Annotated in this window: 5 protein-coding genes; all 5 read right to left on the bottom strand. The window is 44.3% G+C overall.

What is annotated here, in order from left to right; translation table 11 throughout:
- Window positions 1-227: 227 nt before the first annotated feature.
- The 5 genes from ABRP95_RS11890 to ABRP95_RS11870 are packed head-to-tail and all read right to left on the bottom strand — an operon-like array spanning window position 228 to window position 3,501.
- Window positions 228-722: a hypothetical protein gene (locus tag ABRP95_RS11890; protein ID WP_349839484.1), complete on the bottom strand. Its 495-nt coding sequence runs from the start codon at window positions 720-722 to the stop codon at window positions 228-230.
- Window positions 715-1,032, bottom strand: coding sequence for a hypothetical protein (locus ABRP95_RS11885; protein ID WP_284771349.1), 318 nt, complete (start codon window positions 1,030-1,032; stop codon window positions 715-717). Before ABRP95_RS11885 ends, ABRP95_RS11890 begins: the two co-directional genes overlap by 8 nt.
- A 9-nt stretch (window positions 1,033-1,041) precedes the next feature.
- Window positions 1,042-2,484 (bottom strand): hypothetical protein, encoded by a 1,443-nt coding sequence (locus ABRP95_RS11880; RefSeq protein ID WP_284783789.1) that lies wholly within the window; start codon window positions 2,482-2,484, stop codon window positions 1,042-1,044.
- Window positions 2,481-3,191: an ATP-binding cassette domain-containing protein gene (locus ABRP95_RS11875; protein ID WP_269954349.1), complete on the bottom strand. Its 711-nt coding sequence runs from the start codon at window positions 3,189-3,191 to the stop codon at window positions 2,481-2,483. Before ABRP95_RS11875 ends, ABRP95_RS11880 begins: the two co-directional genes overlap by 4 nt.
- Before the next feature lie 16 nt (window positions 3,192-3,207).
- Window positions 3,208-3,501 carry a hypothetical protein gene (locus tag ABRP95_RS11870; RefSeq protein ID WP_284771346.1) on the bottom strand — a complete coding sequence of 98 codons (294 nt, stop codon included), beginning with the start codon at window positions 3,499-3,501 and terminating at the stop codon, window positions 3,208-3,210.
- Window positions 3,502-3,963 lie beyond the last annotated feature (462 nt).

The raw sequence follows: 3,963 nt of genomic DNA, 5'->3' as shown, positions 1-3,963 counted from the left end.
AACTCACAATGAACATCCTCTCCTACGGACACAAGATCCGTACTAATAGGGTGTCCACTAAACGAGGGTAACCTCAGCTCTCGTCAAGCTACAGTAGCGATTCTGTTTCATCTCCTTATGTGGATTAGGCACTCATGCACAACCCATCAGACCTTCTTTGACAAGGTTCTCGGTATAAAAGATGCTGACAAGTTGCGTTCTGACTAATGAATTAGTTTGTCGATTCTTTAGTGCCGTTGCCACAATATTCTTCCGTCTCCAAAGGGAGGAAATAGGAAAATGAGATGGGCTAAACAGGCTATGCCAATACCAAAAGAGTCCATTGCAAAAGCTGGAAATGCTAAAAATGCTGCACTAAAAGGACCCATACATGCGATGATTTTTGCATCTCGAGCAAGCTTTGGCTGTTTAGTAACTACTGATATGCGGAAGAGCGTGGATTCTATCTTTGGGGGGTCCTCAGGGAGAAATATTGAAGATGCAACGATATGACCCATTTCGTGAGTCCAGAAAGGAAGGAATGCGTAAAAAAAGGATGCTTTTAGAGAAAAGGTGAGTACAGGAAGAAGGGATGTGTCTCTAAAAGCGATGGCAAATGTAGATGCCAGTAGGGCTATCCCCGCCAAGACAATTATCAAGGGGGACATCTGGCGGCATATGGCAACTGTTAATTCTCCAGTCAGCGATATTAACGCGTTGGCGTTTATATTTTTTCTATTCACGAGTGGAAGATTTTAAATTTTCCTTGTATCGCGTTAGTGCGCGAAAAATCAAGATGGTTATAAATGAGAAGATAAAAAGAGCCATGAAAATGATAAACAAATTCAACTGGCTATTGATTCCAAAGGTCGCGTCTAGATTGTTTCTTTCGTTTACCGAGGAAGAGAAGAAGACTGAATCGAACAAGCCGGTTGCTTTGAATTCTTCGGCGTCATTTGAGAACGCTAAATAGAGAATCGTTAAGACTGCCGCGCTGCCGGTCAAGCAAAATGCGATGATAAGACTGGCAAGCGCAGTGGAAAAGAATTTCATTATTGTTCCTTAATGGTCTGGAAGTGAATTTTTCTTTATTTCGATTATTCCGGCTGACGCTACGCTTAGAAGGAAAAGTAGCGTGGCGATTGCCCACCCCCAGGGGGGAAGGGAAAACACGGAAAGCCCTAAGACAAAGAATATTACAGATATAGCAGCGATGGCTATACCAGTTATAATTGCAAGAGGATTGTCTTTTTCGGAGGGAAGAATAATCCCTAAAGTTGTAGTTAGTGGAATAGTCCCAATACAGCCAATTACGCTAATTAGTCCCGTAGTGTTGTCCCCCCCAATGGCCCAAAATCCTATAAAGAAAACGAGTACAAACGGAATAGATATGCTTAACAAAGATAAGCAAAGGAAGAGGTAGACCTCAACGGGGCGTACCTTAAGAGATGGAAATTTGCGTAGCGGACTTGTTGATGAGTAGGCATAGATTCCTAGGAACGAAATTATTTCTCCGACTAGAATGGGGGGGATAGACTGAGAAATAATGAGAAGAATATAACCTCCCAGCGCGAATATTAGAGTAATCCAAGTTTCTTGCGCTCTTAAAAAACTAAGGAGGTAAGACTTAAAGAGGGTTTGGCGAATAGTAGACGGATTACTTAAGTCTCCTTTAGAGGGCGTTCTAGTAAGGATGTACTCTTTTTGTCTGGTGAAGAGCGCTCCGCTTGTTAGGGTTGCTGCTGTTAATAGAAAAATACATGAGATAACAGCCGTCAGGGAGCAAATGAAAAAGCCATACTTTTCCGAAATCCAGGTGTAGGTATCACTCCACAGGAATGCTCTGTTCCCAGATTGGAATGCTGAGGTAATTCTAGCGACTTTCGTCGTCATTCCAATCTGAGATAATCCAGCGAGTATTAGCAATACGCAAATTGCTAATATGTCTTTTATTCTTTCCAGCCGGATTACAGAAAAACCCCAAGTCAGTATGTTGTAGATGAAGGCAAGTCCAACCACTAGTGTGGCTGCGGGAAAAACGATAGAAGTAGCCACTTGGCTAGATACTTCTATCCCAAAAACAAATGGCAGGGGTGCGATAGAAGAAAAGAATATGATTATCAGAATTCCCGCGATAAATACTAATTCATTTATGAAAAGGGCAACCGAACGCTGGTGGTCTGTAACGGGAAGGCTCTCAGTTAGAGAGAGCATATTTGATGATTTGAGAAAAAGTAGTCTTACCACAATAAAGCCAATAAAGACCCATTGGGGGAGTGTCAGATTGGCTAGGTCTAAGACTAATGTGTCTATATGCTTAACTTTATCCGACCCTCTGTAAAAGAGGTAGCCGATGGTGGCCAGCACTATTAAGAGGGTGGTCCCGAGGAACGCCAACAGTATTCGCGTCCCTCGGTATCGCAGAATGCCGAGGGAGAGCATTCTTCTAATCAGGAAAGTTCTGAAAAACCTGCTTATAGATAGTGTTTCCTGAACGACTGTCACCTGTTTCCCTCCTCTACGAGGTTTTCGAGAAGAGAAGTAAGGCTGCCGTATTGGTTTGACATTTCAGTATAGGTAACGTCGCGTAGCAGCCGTCCATCTTTTAAACCTAGGTATCGGTCAGCAAGGTCTTCAGTGAGAAAATTGTCATGGGTGCATAGAATGACTGTTTTATCACGCGATAAATTAGACAGGTCTTCTTTCGCTAAGCGAAGGGACTGAAAATCAACACCATTGAGTGTTTCATCTAGGATAGTTAAATCCCTGCTCATTAAAAGAGCGCAGATGAATTGGAGCTTCTTTTTCATTCCGTGGGAGTAGTCTTCAATAAGAGAGCTAATTTGTCCAGATAGTTGATATCTCTGAAGTAAGTCGTCTAGTTTTTGAGAGTCAACTGGCTGATGGTATAGCGAAGAATAAAATTTTATTAATTCTAGTCCGGTTAGGAAATCAGGGAGGTTTTCATTGCCGGTTAGGAGCAGAGTATTCTGCTTTGCCTCCCGCGAGGCAGGGGGCAATCCGGATAGGCTGATTGTCCCGGTACTGGGGGTGAGGATTCCGGCAAGCATTTTTAGCAAAGTGCTCTTCCCGGATCCATTTGAACCAACAAGACCTACTACTCCGCTGGAGGCAACCTCGAAGCTTATGTCATTGATAGCTGGAGAAGAGCTGCCAGCGTAGTAGTAGGTGATTGATGATGTAGTGAGCATTAGTCGTTAGAGTGGATTAGCGCTCGCATTCCATGTTGACTGAAAATCCCCACTCTACCCATTTCCAGTGTCCGGTGAATTTGCCGTGACCTTTCGTTACGCACCACACAGCCATACCTGCTAGGAGGACGGTGCCTAGGGCGAGGAGTACTGCAACGAGCACCACGTACCAAGCGTCGTAGCGGAGCAATGCTTGGTCAAAGCGGTCCTTTGCGCTAAGCAGATATGGAAAATAGTATGCGCCCAGAGGTGAAGAGGCGAGAGCTGGCATTTCAGTAGTAGGTGCAGAGCGGTCAATGACAGTGGTCATTTGGTTTCCTTTGGGTAGAACTGACTGGAGAGACACTTTGGCGTAGAAGTATGTTCGTGTGTCCGAAAGGCATTGTATTACACAGTTATAATGTTTTCTACAGATGAAGTGAAAACGGATATCTCTTACCTAGAGAGTTATTTTTCTGGATTTAGGGTTGACAGATGAGCTAAGTGCGTACGGTTCTATCCCTCTATGAGATGTCGCCTTTTCTGTAAAAGAATGGCGTGTCATAAGTTGTCCACATCAGTGGTTAAACCCTTTGTGGTTTAGCGTTGCTGTGGAAGTTACGCCTGCGACTTCCTTTCCCCGTGTGATTGCCACGTCCCGGTGCTCGTTTGCGCGTGCGCGCCCTAACGTTTTGAGCGCGCTCTGTTGCTCATACTGGAGAGTGTCTGATGGTTTGTGTGTGGGAACCCAACCCGCATAAGGAGATGAACCAGAATGACTACTATGGCGAGA

Source organism: Corynebacterium sp. KPL2895 (assembly GCF_040225815.1).
Lineage (GTDB): Bacteria > Actinomycetota > Actinomycetes > Mycobacteriales > Mycobacteriaceae > Corynebacterium > Corynebacterium rhinophilum.
Note: the sequence above shows the minus strand (reverse complement) of the source record. Positions and strands in the feature narration are given on the sequence as shown.